General features: G+C 52.8%; 14 protein-coding genes. 9 read left to right on the forward strand and 5 right to left on the reverse strand.

Annotation, left to right across the window (positions count from 1 at the left end):
* Positions 1-59: 59 nt before the first annotated feature.
* The 3 genes from SIB74_RS11430 to SIB74_RS11440 all read left to right on the forward strand — a co-directional run bounded on the left by SIB74_RS11430 (position 60) and on the right by SIB74_RS11440 (position 3,631).
* Complete coding sequence (locus SIB74_RS11430; RefSeq protein ID WP_011824702.1) at positions 60-1,463, forward strand: PP2C family protein-serine/threonine phosphatase; 1,404 nt, start codon at positions 60-62, stop codon at positions 1,461-1,463.
* Between the two features lie 29 nt (positions 1,464-1,492).
* Positions 1,493-2,905, forward strand: a complete 1,413-nt coding sequence (argH, locus tag SIB74_RS11435) for an argininosuccinate lyase (protein WP_063396543.1) — start codon at positions 1,493-1,495, stop codon at positions 2,903-2,905.
* A 123-nt stretch (positions 2,906-3,028) separates the two neighbouring features.
* Positions 3,029-3,631 (forward strand): RNA recognition motif domain-containing protein, encoded by a 603-nt coding sequence (locus tag SIB74_RS11440; RefSeq protein ID WP_074159153.1) that lies wholly within the window; start codon positions 3,029-3,031, stop codon positions 3,629-3,631.
* Between the two features lie 9 nt (positions 3,632-3,640).
* Here the strand turns inward: SIB74_RS11440 and dusA are convergent, their stop codons facing one another.
* Positions 3,641-4,645 carry a tRNA dihydrouridine(20/20a) synthase DusA gene (gene dusA, locus SIB74_RS11445; protein ID WP_063396541.1) on the reverse strand — a complete coding sequence of 335 codons (1,005 nt, stop codon included), beginning with the start codon at positions 4,643-4,645 and terminating at the stop codon, positions 3,641-3,643.
* Between the two features lie 69 nt (positions 4,646-4,714).
* Here dusA and msrB point away from each other — a divergent pair, with 69 nt between their 5' ends.
* Together msrB and SIB74_RS11455 are read left to right on the forward strand one after the other, a co-directional pair.
* On the forward strand, positions 4,715-5,221 hold the full coding sequence (gene msrB / locus SIB74_RS11450; RefSeq protein ID WP_011824706.1) for a peptide-methionine (R)-S-oxide reductase MsrB: 507 nt from the start codon (positions 4,715-4,717) through the stop codon (positions 5,219-5,221).
* Positions 5,148-6,470 (forward strand): NAD(P)/FAD-dependent oxidoreductase, encoded by a 1,323-nt coding sequence (locus SIB74_RS11455; protein ID WP_063396540.1) that lies wholly within the window; start codon positions 5,148-5,150, stop codon positions 6,468-6,470. The genes msrB and SIB74_RS11455 overlap by 74 nt, the downstream gene beginning before the upstream one ends.
* Here the strand turns inward: SIB74_RS11455 and SIB74_RS11460 are convergent.
* Genes SIB74_RS11460 through SIB74_RS11470 form a run of 3 tightly spaced genes read right to left on the reverse strand, consistent with a single transcriptional unit; the run spans position 6,445 to position 10,745 of the window.
* On the reverse strand, positions 6,445-7,725 hold the full coding sequence (locus SIB74_RS11460) for a type II secretion system F family protein (protein WP_063396539.1): 1,281 nt from the start codon (positions 7,723-7,725) through the stop codon (positions 6,445-6,447). The two genes, SIB74_RS11455 and SIB74_RS11460, sit on opposite strands and share 26 nt — an antisense overlap.
* A 16-nt stretch (positions 7,726-7,741) precedes the next feature.
* Positions 7,742-8,818: a type IV pilus twitching motility protein PilT gene (locus SIB74_RS11465; RefSeq protein ID WP_063396538.1), complete on the reverse strand. Its 1,077-nt coding sequence runs from the start codon at positions 8,816-8,818 to the stop codon at positions 7,742-7,744.
* Positions 8,819-8,828: 10 nt separating this feature from the next.
* Positions 8,829-10,745 (reverse strand): GspE/PulE family protein, encoded by a 1,917-nt coding sequence (locus tag SIB74_RS11470; protein ID WP_063396537.1) that lies wholly within the window; start codon positions 10,743-10,745, stop codon positions 8,829-8,831.
* On the opposite strand from SIB74_RS11470, the gene grpE reads away from it, so the two are divergent.
* From grpE to rsgA, 4 genes are read left to right on the forward strand one after another with little or no spacing between them, the layout of a single operon-like run.
* A complete protein-coding gene (gene grpE, locus SIB74_RS11475; RefSeq protein ID WP_063396536.1) occupies positions 10,744-11,457 on the forward strand; it encodes a nucleotide exchange factor GrpE in 714 nt (237 codons plus the stop codon). The two genes, SIB74_RS11470 and grpE, sit on opposite strands and share 2 nt — an antisense overlap.
* 44 nt (positions 11,458-11,501) lie before the next feature.
* Complete coding sequence (dnaJ, locus tag SIB74_RS11480; RefSeq protein WP_011824711.1) at positions 11,502-12,638, forward strand: molecular chaperone DnaJ; 1,137 nt, start codon at positions 11,502-11,504, stop codon at positions 12,636-12,638.
* Positions 12,635-12,880 (forward strand): sulfurtransferase TusA family protein, encoded by a 246-nt coding sequence (locus tag SIB74_RS11485; protein WP_011824712.1) that lies wholly within the window; start codon positions 12,635-12,637, stop codon positions 12,878-12,880. Before dnaJ ends, SIB74_RS11485 begins: the two co-directional genes overlap by 4 nt.
* Positions 12,867-13,832 (forward strand): ribosome small subunit-dependent GTPase A, encoded by a 966-nt coding sequence (gene rsgA / locus SIB74_RS11490; protein ID WP_063396535.1) that lies wholly within the window; start codon positions 12,867-12,869, stop codon positions 13,830-13,832. The genes SIB74_RS11485 and rsgA overlap by 14 nt, the downstream gene beginning before the upstream one ends.
* On the opposite strand, the gene SIB74_RS11495 is transcribed toward rsgA, so the two are convergent.
* Positions 13,789-14,130, reverse strand: a complete 342-nt coding sequence (locus SIB74_RS11495) for a YbaB/EbfC family nucleoid-associated protein (protein WP_011824714.1) — start codon at positions 14,128-14,130, stop codon at positions 13,789-13,791. The two genes, rsgA and SIB74_RS11495, sit on opposite strands and share 44 nt — an antisense overlap.
* Positions 14,131-14,154 lie beyond the last annotated feature (24 nt).

Raw genomic sequence — 14,154 nt, forward strand, 5'->3', positions numbered from 1 at the left:
CTGGCGGCTGCCTGAAGCAGTTGATCTTGCTAACTTTCTAACCCTGCTGTGCCGTTGCTGTGAGCAGTAAGCCGCCACGGCGACATCAGACTCCTTCTTTTCGTAGCGCTTCTCAGCAGGTGTCAGCCTCTACGTCGTTGCGGCAATTGCTTGATAGCTTGTCGAGGGAGCAGCGCCGAAATCAGGACTTGTTGGTTTCGTTGGGTTTTGCCCTGCGCAGTTTCACCAATCTGCATCGTTTTCTCGAATTGGTCCCTGTGGTGGCCTCCCGCCTGGTCGGCGTACAAGGAGCATTGCTTGTGCCTTTTCAGGTTGATGGTCGTTTGTGGAGAGAGCAGCTTCAGGCAGTGCCATTTGATCAGAGTCAGGAATTAGTGAGGCAGTTGGCTTCATTTGAAGCAGGTTTTGCCACAGGTTTCGGCACTGATGAGGCACAGGTTCTTGCTATGGATCAGTTGGTTCAGCGCCATTTGGCTAGGGCCGGGATGTTTGCCACCTCATTAGTTGCTCGCGGGCAGCAGCGTGGCAGGCTTTATGTTTTTGATCCTCAAGCAGCTCTGATTTGGAGTGATGTTCACCGTCGCCATGTGCAGTTGGTGGCTGACCTTACTGGGGTGGCTATTGAGAACGATCTGATGCTTCAGGAGGCTCGTCTTCACGAGCGGGTGGACCGTCAACTCAGTATCGGGGCAGAGATTCAGGCTCAGCTCTTGCCGGATCGTTGTCCTGTGATTGAAGGTGTCGAGCTTGCGGCTCGTTGCCGTCCCGCCTTTCAGGTCGGCGGCGATTATTACGATTTTATCCCTACCCGTCCAGAACTGATCGGTCGACGCAAGGAACGAGGTCGTTGGGGTCTTGTGATGGGAGATGTGATGGGTAAGGGTGTACCTGCTGGTTTATTAATGACCATGCTCAGGGGCATGTTGCGTGCAGAGGTGTTAAGTGGTCTGCCGCCCAATCGGATTCTCCATGATCTCAATCAGCTAGCTCAAGAGGACTTGGCTCAGTCCCATAGGTTTGTGACTCTTTTTTATTCTGACTACGATCCGCGCACGCGTCGTCTTCGCTATGCAAATGCTGCTCATAATCCTCCTCTGATCTGGCGAGCTGAGCAACGCAGTGTGAGTCGGCTTGATGTGCCTGGTTTGTTGATTGGACTTCAGCCAGAGGCGGATTACAGCTGTGGTGAAATTTTGCTCAAGCCTGGTGACGTGATTATTTACTACACAGACGGTGTTACCGAAGCTTCTGGCATCACCGGAGATCGTTTTGATGAAGCTCGCTTGATTCGCACAATGGAGGGATCTTGTCGAAGTGGTTTAGGCGCACAGGGGATTCTTGATCAGTTATTTGCCCGTTTGGATCGGTTTGTTGGTGTGGACCATCAACTGGAAGATGATGCCTCAATGGTGGTTTTGAAAGTGCCAGAGGAGGTAACGCTGCCTTCTGTGTCCCTGGCCTGACAAGCTGTTGACTCGCTACTCATGAAGGGATGGCAGGTGGAGTAACCGGTGGTTCTGCAGAAGGCTGGAGCAAAAGGTTTGAAGAGGGATTGCATCCGGTTATTGAGCGGTTCAATGCTTCCATCAGCTTTGACATCACTCTGCTCCAAGAAGATTTAGATGGGTCTATCGCTCATGCACGCATGCTTGGAGAATGTGGAGTGATCAGTCTTGAAGAGGCGGCTCAGCTTGAGGGCGGCCTTGAGAAAATCCGCTCAGAGGCAGCGGCAGGAGAGTTTCAGCCAGGACTTGTTGATGAAGATGTTCATTTCGCTGTTGAACGGCGCCTGATCGCTTTATTGGGGCCTGTCGGTAAGAAACTTCATACCGGCCGAAGTCGCAATGATCAGGTAGGCACGGATCTGCGCTTGTGGTTACGGCGTCGCTTGGATGATTTGGATTGTGAACTGGAACGGTTTCAGCATGCTCTTTTGACACAGGCAGAATCCCATCGTCAAACTTTGATTCCCGGCTACACCCACTTACAGCGTGCCCAGCCGCTTTGCTTGGCCCATCATCTTTTGGCTTATATCGAGATGATCCAAAGGGATAGAGATCGGCTTAAAGATGTTCGCGGACGAGTCAATATTTCGCCGCTTGGCGCGGCTGCCCTTGCAGGAACATCAGTGCCTATTGATCGCAAAAATACAGCAGCAGCGCTTGGCTTTGAGTGTATTTACGCGAATAGTCTGGATGCGGTAAGTGATCGCGATTTTGCTGTTGAGTACACAGCGGCGGCTTCGTTGGTCATGGTCCATCTCAGTCGCCTGGCGGAGGAGGTGATTTTCTGGGCGTCTGAGGAATTTGCATTTGTGCGTCTCAGCGACCGTTGTGCAACTGGCAGCAGCTTGATGCCTCAGAAGAAGAATCCTGATGTGCCTGAATTGGTACGAGGCAAATGTGGTCGTGTGTTTGGTCACCTTCAGGGTCTCCTGACCATGATTAAGGGATTGCCATTGGCTTACAACAAGGATTTTCAGGAGGATAAGGAAGCTCTCTTTGACACCGTTTGCACTACTAAAGATTGTGTGGAAGCCATGTCGATTTTGATGGAGCAAGGGTTGGAGTTTTGTTCGGAACGCTTGGCAGCTGCCGTTGAATCCGATTTTTCCAATGCCACTGATGTGGCTGACTACCTGGTTGCTAAAGGAGTGCCCTTTCGGGAGGCCTACCAATTGGTGGGTGCGGTTGTGAAGCGTTGTTTAGACGAAGGGATTTTGCTTTGTGATCTAAGCCTTGAACAATGGCAGGAATTTCACTCCGCTATTGCTGAGGATTTGCATGAAGCATTGGCTCCAAAGCGGGTTGTGGCTGTGCGGATTAGTGAAGGTGGCACTGGTTTTGATCGAGTTGAGGAGCAACTGCGTCACTGGCGTAGCCGCCTTGATTCCGGACTGTCATGATCGAAATGCCTCGGCGGGTCTACGCTGATAGCGCCAAAGGTGGATTGATTCATTCCCGAATCATGAACTAATGGCTATACCTGGCCAATTGGTCCACTACTTTTTTTACGGTCCACAAGGAAAGTGAGTATTTTCGTCGGCAATCTTCCCTTCCGCGCTGAGCAGGAAGACGTTATTGAATTGTTTGCACCTTTTGGTGAGGTTGCGAATTGTGCTTTGCCCTTGGAACGCGACACAGGACGCAAAAGGGGCTTTGCTTTTGTTGAGATGGCTGATGAGTCAGCTGAGCCCGCGGCTATCGAGGCTCTTCAAGGGGCGGAAATGATGGGTCGCCCTTTGAGGATTAATAAGGCAGAGCCACGTGGCAGTGCGCCCCGTCGCGGCGGCGGTGGATATGGCGGCGGCGGATATGGCGGCGGTGGTGGTGGCGGCGGATATGGCGGCGGTGGTGGCGGCGGCGGATATGGCGGCGGCGGTGGCGGCGGATATGGCGGCGGCGGTGGCGGCGGATATGGCGGCGGCGGTGGCGGCGGATATGGCGGCGGCGGCGGCGGTGGCGGAGATCGTGGTTCCGGAGCTCGTGGTTGGGAAGATCGCAGTTATGGCGGAGCTTCTCCTGAAACAAGTTCCTATGACGAGGGTCGCACTCGTCGTCGTAGGGGAGGAGCTGCACCTGAGGGTGAAGGTGGTGACAGCTACAGCGGATATGGGGGAGCGGAGGGCTGAGTGAAGTCCTTATAGCCCGGCATCTTCAAGTTGCTGGGCTGCTTTTTGCAGCACTGTTAGATCGGCATCGGCTTTTTGAGCCTTGATGCCAAGGTCTCGCCTCCAGGATTTGGCGCCCGGTACCCCTTCAACGAGTTGTAAAAGATGTCGGCAAAGATCCCATAGCCGGCCACCTCGGCTCAGGTGGGTTTCGGCATGAGGGAGTAATCCTCCTATGACTTGAGAAGCATTGATTGAGCGTGGTTCTTCTCCATAGACCAGCTCATCCATGCTCTGCCAGCGGAGCGGATGCGCATACGCTGCTCGCCCCACCATTGCCCCATCACAGGTTTGCAGCGCTGTTAGGCAGTCGGCAGGGTGTTCTAGTCCTCCATTGATTTCAATAGTGAGCTGCGGGCGTTGTTGCTTGAGATGGGTGACTCGTTGATGTTGAAGTGGTGGAATCGTGCGGTTTTGTTTGGGGTCAAGCCCTTCTAGCCAGGCTTTTCGTGCATGCACAGTAAAGCGAGTGGCTCCTGCGAGGGACACTCGGTCGACAAAGCTCATGAGTAGAGCGTCGCTATCGAAATCATCAATTCCTAGACGGTGTTTCACGGTGACTGGAAGAGGGCTCGCCATCGCCATCGCTTCAACACAACGTGCGACTTGATCAGGTTTAGCCATTAGGCAGGCACCGAAGTTGCCTGCTTTTGCTCTTGAGCTGGGACATCCCACGTTGAGGTTGATTTCGTCGTAGCCCCAGGCATCGGCCAGGCGCGCTGCTTCTGCAAGCATTTTTGGATCATCGCCCCCTACTTGTAGAGACAGGGGATGCTCGATGATGTCGAAATCGAGCAGATGATCAAGACGGTTGCTGTGATGCAGAGCTTGGGCCACCAACATTTCCGTGTAAAGCAACGCCCGGCGACTGATTTGTCGCATTAGGACCCTGAAGTGTCGATCTGTGCAGTCGAGCATTGGAGCCACGCTGAACCGATAAGCACCATCAACCTGTGGCGTGAAAGGAGCAATCATTGATTCATGCTGCCTTCATAGCTGTGTTGCGCTTTCCTAGAAAGAAGGTCATTGATTTTGGCTGCGCTTATGCCCATTACTGCTTTGCTATTGAGTCGTCGTTCTCTGCTGATAGCCACTATTGCAGGAGTCTTTGGTGTTTATAGGAGACCTGCAGCAGCCTTTGCTGCTACGAGGGCTGAGGATCTTGCTTGGTCGCTTAGTAATGAGCAGTGGGCACAGCGTCTTTCCCCTGAGGCTTATCGGGTGCTTCGAGAGGAGGGAACCGAGCGCCCTTTTACGAGTTCTCTAGACAAGGAGAAGCGTGTGGGCATCTATCACTGTGCAGGTTGCGATCTGCCGTTGTTTTCTTCTGCGGCGAAATTCGATAGTGGTACTGGCTGGCCAAGTTTCTGGGAGCCCCTTGCTGGGGCTATTCAAACGAAAGTAGATTTCAAATTGATTATTCCTCGCAGCGAATATCATTGCCGGCGCTGTGGTGGTCATCAGGGACATGTCTTCAATGATGGTCCCAGGCCAACCGGCAAGCGCTATTGCAATAACGGAGTTGCCCTTACTTTCCGACCCGCCAGTTGATTTGATCGTTGTTGGTGGTGGTGCCTCAGGTTTTTTTGGGGCAATCACCGCGGCTGAGGAGGGTTTGGCTTTTGTGCATGTGTTGGAGGCCACCTCTGAGCCATTGACGAAGGTGAAGATCAGTGGTGGCGGCCGTTGCAACGTGACCCATGCCTGCTGGGAGCCAGGTGATTTGGTGACCAATTACCCCCGAGGTGGCCGCCCATTGCGGGGCCTCTTTAGCCGTTTTGCTACCGGTGATGCGGTGGCTTGGTTTGCCGATCGGGGCCTGGAGCTTGTGGCAGAGCCGGATGGGCGAATGTTCCCTGTGGCTAATTGCTCCTCTGCAGTGGTGGCGTGTCTGAAGCAGGCAGCAGTGTTGGCTGGAGTCAGCTTGCGCAGTCAGAAGGTTGTACAGAGCTTGGAGCGTAGGGGTGCTGCAGGGTTCTTAGTTCAATGTCGGGATGGGTCTTCTTTTCAGGCTCAAAGGGTTTTATTGGCTACGGGTGGTCATCCCAGTGGTCGTCGCTTGGCGGCAGCGATGGGTCATCAGCTTGTGCCGTCAGTTCCTTCTCTGTTCAGTCTTGCTCTGGAGGCACCTGCGTTAATCGCCTGTTCTGGTTTGGCTCTCGATGGCGTTCATCTCAGTCTTAAGGCTGGAGGTCAAAACTTTCAGCAGGCCGGCAGGGTGTTGATTACTCATTGGGGATTAAGTGGGCCCGCCATTTTGCGGCTTACTGCTTTTGCTGCAAGGGCTTTGCAAGGCGATCACTATCGGGGAAAACTTTTTGTCAATTGGCTTGGCATGAGTAGTCACAATCTGGTGAAGCAGTCACTGCGTGACCTACGTCATCACCAAGGTCGACGCACTCTGGGATCAGCTCGTCCTGTGTCCAACTTGCCCCGTCGTCTTTGGTTGTCCTTGTTGGCTCAAGTGGGTGCTACTCCGGATTTGCGTTGGGCGGATTGTCCTGCCCGCTTGGAACGTCTTTTGTTTGAAGCTTTGGTTGCCAGCTGTTACTCAATCGGTGGCAAGGGGCCATTTGGAGAAGAGTTCGTTACGGCTGGGGGAGTGCAGTTGGGCGAGGTGAATCTCGCGACGATGGAGAGTCGGGTTTGTCCAGGTCTTTATTTTGCTGGGGAACTTCTCGATGTGGATGGGCTGACGGGGGGGTTCAACTTCCAGCATTGTTGGACCAGTGGTTGGCTTGCTGGTCAGGCCATTGCAAAGGGTTTGCAGCTCGCTACTGGATCTGATCAAACACGGTGAACATGGGGAGATACATCGCTAGCAGGATGGAGCCCACGATGAAACCCACTACAACGATCATCGCGGGTTCAAGCATTGAGGTAAGAGCCTTCACCGAGGTAGAGACCTCATCCTCGTAAAAATCAGCCACCTTGCTGAGCATTTGATCCATCTCTCCGGTTTCCTCGCCAATGGCCAGCATGTTTAAGGCCATGTCTGGAAGTACTTTTTGGCGAATCAAGGCAGCACTAAGGAGCACCCCTTCCTGGACAAGGGTGCGTGATTCAAGAATGGCGTCGGAAATGATCGCATTGCCAGCGGTTTCGCTGGCAATTTCTAGTGACATCAGGATTGGTACGCCTGCTCTGATCAATGAGCTGAAGATTCTGCAGAATTGAGCGGTGGCAGTTTTGATGATCAGATTGCCGAATAGGGGGATCCTCAGCTTCAGTCGATCGATCTGACGGCGTCCTTGGTGAGTGGAGTAGTAGCGGTTAAAAATCCAAGCGCACACCAGTAGGACACCTGTTAATAGCAAGGAAAAGGAGGAACGCAATAATTTGCTTAGGTCGACCATGAACTGGGTGAACAGGGGCAGCTCGGCGCCTAAATCTTCAAAGATTTCTGCAAAGGTCGGGATCAAGAAGAGTGTCATGCCTAGGAAGACGAGGATGGCTATTACCAGCACGGTGATTGGGTAACCAAGGGCCCCTTTGATTTGGTTCTTGAGTCGGGCATTGTCTTCTAATAGCTTGGCGAGTCTCTTGAGAGATTCATCCAAAACACCACCAGCCTCTCCGGCTTCCACCATCGCGATACTGAGTTGGTCGAATACCTTTGGCCACTTGCTCATAGCAGTGGCCATGGCACTGCCTTCATTTACATCAAGACTCACCTTCATCAGTGCACGTTTGAACATAGGCAAGCGCTGCTGACTAGCCATTAGGTCGAGACTGCGCACGATCGGAACGCCTGCATCCACCAGAGTTGCCAATTTGCTTGCGAAAACTGCTTTGTCTTTTACACCTGGGGACTTTTCGAAAGCGGCAGTTAGATCGATGGAAAATAGTCCAAGGTTTGATGATTTTGTGTTCTTTTGGCGGTCAATTTTTTTGCTACTTTCTTGTCTTTTATTGTTGAGAGCTGCTTTTAGGTCAGTTGCTCGTATTCCACGACGACGTAGTAACTTTTTTGCGGTTGTTAGGTCGGCCGCTTTGATGGTCATTGTGCGTGTTTGACCACTTGCGGATTCGTAGGTGGCGACGAAGGACGTCATCGCTTAGGCCTGTCTCTTAGCCATCGTTGAGGAGTTGCTCCAGTTCGCTGGGTTTACTGGCTTTGGCGATGGCTTCTGAACGGCTAATTTCACCCTGTTTAGTCAGATTCGCAAGGGCTTTTTCTAGTGTTTGCATCCCTAGTTCTCCTCCGGTTTGAATTTGGGAGTAGAGCTGTGCGGTTTTGCCTTCTCTGATCAGGTTTGCTGTGGCTGGGGTGTTGATCAAGATTTCTTGAGCCATGACCCGCCCAAATTGTTCTGGTTGTGGATTGAGGCGACGGCAGAGGGTTTGCGAAAAAATGGCTAGCAGGCTTCCTGAGAGTTGAACTCTGATTTGGGTTTGCTGATTTGGGGGGAAAACATCAACCATGCGATCGACCGTTTGTGCCGCTGAGCTGGTGTGCAGGGTGCCGAATACGAGGTGACCGGTTTCGGCGGCGCTGATGGCCAGTTGAATGGTTTCGAGGTCGCGCATTTCGCCCACGAGGATCACATCTGGATCTTCGCGTAGTGCCGCACGCAGGGCATTGCCAAAACTGCGTGTGTCTTCATTGAGCTGTCGCTGGTGCACAAGGCTGAGATCGCTTTTGTATATGAATTCGATTGGATCTTCGATCGTGAGGATATGTTCGCTTCTGGTGTGATTGATGTGGTCCAGCAGGGAAGCAAGGGTTGTTGATTTGCCTGATCCGGTTGGTCCTGTTACTAGCACTAATCCCCTTGGTCGTTTGCTGGTTTCTATGACTACTGATGGCAGGTTGAGACTTTCAATACTCGGGATAGTGCTGCCAAGAGCACGTAGACAGGCGGCGTAACTTCCCTTCTGTCGATAGACATTCACACGAAAGCGCGCCACACCCTTTAGCCCATAGGCACAGTCAAGCTCCCAGATTTGTTCAAGAGTCTTTCTATGACTGTTGTTGAGTATTGAGAAAATCAGCTTGTTGCATGTTTCTTCGGATAGGGGGGTATTGGTCATTGGCCTTAATTCACCGCTGAATCGTCCATACGGGGGCTGGCCGGTAGCAATGTGCAGATCACTGCCGCCACCTTGCACCAGCTGTTCCATCAGGTCCTCGATCATTAGATCCATGACGGGTCCTTCATTGGCGAGCGGTTAGACAGTAGGGACATTCCAGCCAGCCGTCTTGGAGGCCTGCCCCGCAGACGTTGCAGGTGAGAGTGCTAAGCGCTCTGGCGCGGCGCTCTGATTCCAATCCGGAATCGGTGAGGATCATTCGGCCTACTTCCTCAAGGGTGGTGTGGCCTTCTCGCACCAGGTCAAGGCTGTAGCCCAACAGAGTTTTCATACCAGCCTCGAGCGCCAGACGTCTTACTAAATCAGTAGTGGCACCTTTGGCGACGGCTGTAGCGAGCTCTTCATTCATGCGCAGTACTTCATAGACACCAACTCGGCCCTTGTAGCCGCTGCCTTGACAGTTGGGGCATGGCTGTTTTTCTTGACCGTGATGGTGGGCCTTGAAAAAGGTCACGCCAGTTTCTGTATGGGCCATCAATCCGAATCGCCCCAGTTCTTTTTCAGTTGGGTGATAGGACTTACGACAAGAACGGCACACTCTTCGTAGAAGTCGTTGAGAGACGATGCCAATCAACGAGGCGCTCACCATGAATGGTTCCACGCCCATCTCGTTGAGGCGGGCGATCGCACTTGATGCGTCATTGCAATGCAGTGTGGTTAGCACCAGATGACCAGTCAGTGCGGCTTCGATGGCGGTTTTTGCGGTTTCTAGGTCACGGGTTTCACCGACCAGCAGAACGTCTGGGTCTTGACGCATGAAGGCTCTCAGTGCAGTACTGAAATCGAAGCCTTTTTCCCTGTTCACTTGACATTGGGTAATCCCAGGGAGGGTGTATTCGATGGGATCTTCTACGGTGGAAATGTTGATACCAGGCTCGTTGCGTTCTGCCAGTAGGGAGTAAAGGGTTGTTGACTTTCCTGATCCTGTTGGACCTGTCACAAGGATCATGCCGAAGGGCTTAGAGCCCAAGTTGCGTACGAGAGAGAGAGCACTTGGGTTGCTGATCAGTTTGTCTAGCCCGAGTTGTGGAGCACTGCTGTCGAGGAGTCGCAGACAGATTTTTTCCCCGTAACGGCTTGGCAGGCTATTAACCCTGAAATCAACCATACGATTGCGATATGTGCGACGAATGCGACCGTCCTGAGCCATGCGCCGTTCTGCGATGTCTAGGTCGGCCATGATCTTGAAGCGTGAGGTAACAGCAGGGATCAACCGGCTCGGGAGGGGTTCGATATAGCGCTGCAGAACACCGTCTTGACGGAAGCGGATCTGTAGTCCGTCTTGTTGCGGCTCAACGTGTACGTCGCTGGCTTCTGTTTGCAGTGCCTCTAGCAGTATGCGGTCCACCAGGTTGATGACTGGTGAGCTGTCTGAGTCCATCAAGCTGGACTCCAAATCCTCTACGGAACTAGCAAGTCTGGCTTGTTCTTCAGGCTCTTCTTCGAGCACGCCTTCGGCACTAAATCCTGCCAGCAGGGAGGTTGGTGTTTGTGCAAGTGGCTTTGTTGCTTTTGACTTGGATGCAGATTCAACGTGCTGCTCAGATCTCATTGGTGCAACCAGCTGGCTGATGTCGGATGCCAGCGCGAGACGTAATTCTGTGCTGAAGCCTTGCGACTGCAGCACTGAGATCAGTTGATTTTTGGTTTGCTCATTGCATTGGTCCGAGATGGCTACAACCAAATGTTGGTTGTGCATGTTGATTGGCAGGGCCTGGAATTGTTGCCACGTTGAGATGTCAAGAGTGGTGTGGTTGGCCATTAGCTCCACTCCGACAACAAGTTCTTCTTGGCTAAGCACACTGACTTGTAGGAGCAGTTCCAGTTCCAGTCGCTGCTGGATGCTGTTGGTTGCTTTGGGGATTGGTCGGCCCTGGGTCACGAAGAAGAAATGAAATTGGAGGTGCGGGCTTCCGCCGCTTGTGGGAGGTGTGCTACTCCCATCAACATGTCTAGACGTGAATTTGCAAACGGTCAGCATGAGTGGCGACGCCCCTACCCCAGCTCACGATCCTGCTGCTGAGGGTTTAGAGGCTTCCGTGCCTCTGGAATCAGTGGCATCGATGAATTCCGACGAGGGTCAGCCTTCAGCTCAATCTGCACCATTAGCGGATAATGAGGCTCGCTTACAGCAGTTGGAGCAGGAGCACAGCAGCCTGCGGGAAGAGCACGAAACTCTTCGTAGTCAGTACATGCGGATTGCTGCAGATTTCGATAATTTCCGCAAACGTCAGAGTCGCGATCAGGACGATCTGCGATTGCAGCTCATCTGTACTACTTTGAGTGAAATTCTGCCGGTGGTGGACAATTTTGAGCGAGCTCGTCAGCAATTAGAGCCTCAGGGAGAGGAGGCCCAGGCTCTTCATCGCAGTTATCAGGGTCTTTATAAACAGCTTGTTGAGGTGCTCAAGCAATTGGGCGTTGCTTCAATGCGGGTTGTTGGACAGGCGTTTGATCCCACGCTCCATGAGGCTGTTTCAAGAGAGCCCAGTGAGGAGCATCCAGAGGATGTAGTCACAGAGGAACTTCAGCGTGGATATCACCTCAATGGCAAGGTGCTTCGCCATGCTCTTGTGAAGGTGTCTATGGGACCAGGCCCGCAGAGTGGCGCCTCTCCTTCTTCAGCTCAATCCAATGATGACTCCACTGCAACTTTTCAAGGTGAGGCAGATCCTGCCGAGCCAGGGGTCTGATTGCATGCTGTTGCCCTTTAGGGTGAAGGAGTGTTGACGAGCTGATGGCTGATTATTACGACCTGCTAGGGGTCAGCAAAGATGCTGATGGCGATACCCTGAAGCGGGCTTATCGCCGTTTGGCACGTCAGTATCACCCAGATATCAATAAGGATCCTGGGGCAGAGGATCGTTTCAAGGAGATCGGTCGTGCTTATGAGGTGCTTAGCGATCCTCAGACTCGTGGCCGCTATGACCAATTTGGCGAGGCTGGGCTTGGGGGTGCAGGGGGCATGCCCGATGTGGGAGATATGGGTGGCTTTGCCGATCTCTTTGAGACCTTTTTTAGTGGTTTTGGTGGGGCTGGTGGATCTGGTGGTGGTCGTCCACGACGACGGGGACCGCAGCAAGGAGATGATCTTCGCTACGACTTGAAGATTGATTTTGAGCAAGCTGTTTTCGGACAGGAACGAGAAATCAAAATTCCCCATCTTGAAACTTGCGACACCTGTAACGGCACTGGAGCCAAGGTGGGTAGTGGACCAACGACCTGTTCCACTTGTGGTGGTGTTGGTCAGGTGCGACGAGCGACCAGAACACCTTTCGGGAGCTTCACTCAGGTGGCGGAATGTCCCAGTTGTGAAGGTACTGGACAGGTGATTTCAGATCCTTGTGGTGCATGTGCTGGACAGGGTGTACGTCAGGTTCGCAAGAAATTGCGCATCAATATTCCCGCTGGGGTTGATACCGGAACTCGTCTGAGAGTTGCCGGTGAGGGAAATGCTGGTTTGCGGGGTGGACCTTCTGGAGACCTTTACGTATTTTTGACGGTGAAATCCCATCCCCAATTGCGACGTGATGGGATTACGGTGCTTTCAGAAGTCAACGTGAGTTATCTCCAAGCAATCCTTGGAGACATCATTGAGGTTGATACGGTTGATGGCAATACCAGTCTTGAGATTCCTGCTGGAACTCAGCCCAATGCTGTACTCACCCTTGAAAACAAGGGTATTCCTAAGCTAGGCAACCCAGTAGCAAGAGGTAATCAGCGCATTTCTATCAATGTGAAGTTGCCGCTTCGTCTTTCTGATGAGGAGAGGGGCTTGCTTGAAGATCTAGCTGGCCATCATTCCGCTAAAGGTAGGCAGCATCACCACCACAACAGTGGTTTGTTTGCTCGTTTGTTTGGTCAGAAAGGATGACCGCCCAGCTTGTTCCTGATCAGCAGATTGATTTGCGTGGCACTCCCTGCCCGATCAATTTTATTCGCTGTCGCTTGGCTCTCGAGGGTCTTAAGGCCAAGGAACGTCTTCAGGTGGATCTTGATCGTGGGGAACCTGAGGCAATGGTGGTGCCAGGGTTAGTAGAGGCAGGCCATCGCGTCGAGATTATTGCTCAGGAAAACACTTGGTTGAGGTTGATGGTGACCTGTGGCGGCGGCTGAGGCGCCTCGGCTTGCAGGGATGGTGGTGGCCTTACAAGCCAATTTTCTCGAGGTAGAACTCGAGACTTTTAATCCGTCTTCATTGGTGAGCTGGTCACGATCAACTGATGCTGAACCATTGCGCTTGCTTTGTACTCGTCGAACGCGTCTTGACCATCGCGGGGCTGCAGTGCATGTGGGGGATCGAGTTTGGGTGGAAGCAATCGATTGGCAGGAGCGTCGAGCTGTAGTTGGTGATGTGGAACCTAGGCAGAGTTGGATCAACCGCCCTCCAGTCGCCAACGTTACGGCTGTTGTTGTTGCCTTGGCCGTCAAGCAGCCTTGCTTTGACGCTGACCAAGCGAGTCGTTTTCTGCTGTCCGCTGAGCAGACTGGTGTTGATGTTCACCTCATCCTCACCAAACGCGACCTGATCACTTCGGATCAGCTCGAGCAGCAGCTAGTGCGGCTAAGGGGTTGGGGGTATCGGCCTATGGCGGTCTCTGTGCAGACCGGAGAGGGGTTGGGTGCCCTAAAAAACAAACTCAGCAGTACACGACTTGCTGTCTTTTGTGGTCCTTCAGGTGTGGGTAAGACCAGCTTGCTCAATCATCTCTTACCCCAGCTATCCCTGCGCGTAGGCGCTGTTTCTGGACGGTTACAACGTGGCAGGCATACGACTCGTCATGTTGAACTCTTTCGACTGTGCGAAGGATCTCTTGTTGCAGATACACCAGGGTTTAATCGACCGGAACTTCCTGCTGATCCGCGCAAGCTTGCGGTGTTGTTCCCTGAATTTGATGGACAAATTGAAGATTATCCCTGCAAATTTAGGGATTGTTTCCATCGTGATGAGCCCGGTTGTGGGGTCGACAAAAGTTGGGAACGATATCCAATCTATAAGCATTTTTTGGAGGAGATGGAGTGCCTCAGTCGCTCATCCCGGGGAGGTTCAGGTTCAGGCCTCCTGTAAGTTCTTCCATTTGCTCTTTCATGGTTGTGGTGGAGTGCTCATAGGCGGATTGAAGAGCGGCCAAGATCGCGGTTTCGCTGGCATCTTGTCCTTCGGCAAGCAGTGAGGGTTCAAGACGCACACGCAGTGGTTGCTGGTTGCCAGATAGCCAGATACTTGCTCTGCCATCTGGGCTGCTGCCCTCAATTTCCATGGCATCTAGCTCTTCCTGCAGTTTTTGGGCGTTTTGTTGGATTTGTTGGGCCTTGCGGAAGGCTTCGGTGAGTTGGCCGAAATTGGGAAGTCCGAACCCTGCCATTGCGTTGCTGGAGGAATGGGCAGA

It is taken from the genome of Prochlorococcus sp. MIT 1306 (assembly GCF_047304515.1).
Taxonomy (GTDB): Bacteria; Cyanobacteriota; Cyanobacteriia; order PCC-6307; family Cyanobiaceae; genus Prochlorococcus; species Prochlorococcus marinus_D.